Origin of the sequence: Pseudomonas sp. NPDC087639, from assembly GCF_044743385.1 — a bacterium.
GTDB lineage: Bacteria > Pseudomonadota > Gammaproteobacteria > Pseudomonadales > Pseudomonadaceae > Aquipseudomonas.
Map to the genome: position 1 here is coordinate 1 of NZ_JBIUWI010000167.1, position 2153 is coordinate 2153.

The 2153-nt window shown below is 61.0% G+C and carries 2 protein-coding genes; both read right to left on the reverse strand.

Features of this window, described 5'->3' with window-relative positions:
* Nucleotides 1–243: 243 nt before the first annotated feature.
* A complete protein-coding gene (gene cmk, locus ACIOVB_RS27555; RefSeq protein ID WP_187677720.1) occupies nucleotides 244–933 on the reverse strand; it encodes a (d)CMP kinase in 690 nt (229 codons plus the stop codon).
* The coding region (gene aroA / locus ACIOVB_RS27560; RefSeq protein WP_401272280.1) for a 3-phosphoshikimate 1-carboxyvinyltransferase at nucleotides 930–2153 on the reverse strand (1224 nt) is incomplete at its 5' end. The genes cmk and aroA, both read right to left, overlap by 4 nt.

The window sequence follows — 2153 nt, forward strand, 5'->3', positions numbered from 1 at the left end:
CGTGCACGGTTACCCAGCGCGCTTGGGAATCGATCTCACCGCTACCCCCGGTGATGATGGAGCCGGCCTGAAGGTTCAGGGTTTTTAGGCTTTCTTCAAAGAGTTCCGCAAAGCTTTCGCTCATTTTAATTCCTGTAAATGAGGGCGAAGGATACGCCCATCTCCACACCCCAGACGGTGTGGGTTAGTTTCATATAGAAGAAGCGCCACAGGACTATGACTGGTCCCCTGCAACCTTCTTGGTCACCCGGCGATATCGCGAATGGCGATCTCGCTCATGATGCGTTCAAGCACCTGATCGATGGACAACTCCGTGGAATCCAGCTGTATGGCGTCAGCCGCCGGCTTAAGCGGGGCTACCGCTCGCTGGGTGTCACGCTCATCGCGTGCACGGATCTCATCTAGCAGACTCGACAGACTAACACCCTCGACTTTGCCCTTCAACTGCAAATATCGACGGCGCGCCCGCTCCTCGGCACTGGCGGTCAGGAAAATCTTCAGCGGCGCACTCGGGAAAACCACCGTACCCATGTCGCGACCATCGGCAACAAGGCCCGGCGCTTCCTGGAAAGCACGCTGACGCTGCAGCAGCGCCTCGCGTACCGCCGGCAATGCAGCCACTTGAGAAGCGCCGGAACCGACGCTTTCAGTACGAATGACATCGCTGACTTCGTCACCTTCCAGAATGATGCGCTGCAACTGACCGTCGGTCGCCGCAATGAATTGCACATCCAGATGAGCGGCAAGAGTCTTCAGCAGCTCTTCATTGGTCAGGTCGACACCATGATTGTGCGCAGCGAACGCCAGCAACCGGTAAAGCGCACCGGAATCCAGCAGGTTCCAGCCCAGACGCTTGGCCAGAATCCCGGCTACCGTGCCTTTGCCCGAGCCGCTTGGCCCATCAATGGTGATGACCGGTGCAATGTTCTTCACGACTGAGCCTCTTGTGCCACACGAATACCGACCTGCCCGCACAGCGCGAGGAAGTTCGGGAACGACGTCGCGACGTTGGCGCAATCATGGATGCGGATCGGTGCAGTGGCGCGCAGCGATGCCACGCTGAATGCCATGGCGATACGGTGATCGCCGTGACCATGCACTTCGCCGCCGCCAATCTGGCCGCCGTCGATGATGATGCCGTCCGGCGTCGGTTCGCATTTGACGCCCAGCGCCAGCAAACCGTCCGCCATGACCTGGATACGATCCGATTCCTTGACCCGCAGCTCTTCGGCGCCGGTCAGCACGGTGCGCCCTTCGGCACAGGCGGCGGCCACGAACAGCACCGGGAATTCATCGATGGCCAACGGAACCAGCTCTTCCGGAATCTCGATACCTTTGAGTTTAGCTGCCCGCACGCGCAGGTCAGCCACAGGCTCGCCGCCGACTTCACGCTGGTTCTCCAGAGTGATATCGGCACCCATCAGGCGCAGGATATCGATGACACCGGTACGGGTCGGGTTGATGCCAACGTGTTCCAGCACCAGCTCCGAGCCTTCAGCGATCGAAGCCGCGACCAGGAAGAACGCCGACGACGAGATGTCGCCCGGCACTTCGATATGGGTCGCCGTCAACTTGCCACCGGATTCGACCGATGCAGTCGCGCCATCAACGGTTACCGGATAGCCGAAGCCACGCAGCATGCGCTCAGTATGGTCACGGGTCGGCGCAGGTTCGGTAACGGTGGTCTTGCCTTCAGCATACAGACCGGCCAGCAGCAGGCAGGATTTCACCTGAGCACTGGCCATCGGCATGGTGTAGGTCAGGCCTTTGAGCTTGTGGCCACCACGGATAGTCATCGGCGGACGACCTTCGGCAGCGGTTTCGATCACGGCGCCCATTTCACGCAGCGGATTGGCCACGCGATTCATCGGACGCTTGGACAGCGAAGCGTCGCCGGTAAGAGTGCTGTCGAAGTTCTGCGCGGCCAGCAGGCCGGACAGCAGACGCATCGACGTACCGGAGTTGCCCAGATAGATCGGGCCCGGCGCAGGTTTCAGACCGTGCAGGCCAACACCGTGAATGGTCACGCGGCCGTGGTGCGGGCCCTCGATGACCACGCCCATGTCGCGGAACGCCTGCAAGGTCGCCAGGGCGTCTTCGCCCTCGAGGAAGCCTTCGACTTCGGTGACGCCTTCGGCCAGCGAGCCGAGCAT